The sequence below is a fragment of the Acinetobacter sp. WCHAc060042 genome (assembly GCF_003231195.1).
Lineage (GTDB): Bacteria > Pseudomonadota > Gammaproteobacteria > Pseudomonadales > Moraxellaceae > Acinetobacter.
Genome location: NZ_QKVN01000157.1, coordinates 1 through 209 on the forward strand (window position 1 = coordinate 1; position 209 = coordinate 209).

A 209-nucleotide genomic window follows, 5' to 3' on the forward strand; every position below is an offset into this window, starting at 1 on the left:
GGTAGCTGGTCATAGTAAAACTCATCTGGAGTCATTTTGTCCAGACTCGAATGAGGTCGTTTCAAATTATAAAATTCAAAATATGCGTTTAATTGCTTCTTCGCATCCAAAACATTGCTGTAGGCTTTGAGATACACCTCTTCATATTTAACGCTCCGCCATAATCGTTCAACCATCACATTATCAACCCATCGACCTTTACCATCCAT

General features: G+C 38.8%; 1 protein-coding gene. It reads right to left on the reverse strand.

The window, feature by feature from the left end; all coding sequences use genetic code 11:
• Window positions 1–209: integrase core domain-containing protein (locus tag DPG01_RS18710; RefSeq protein ID WP_162622388.1), on the reverse strand; the 209-nt coding region annotated here is incomplete at both ends.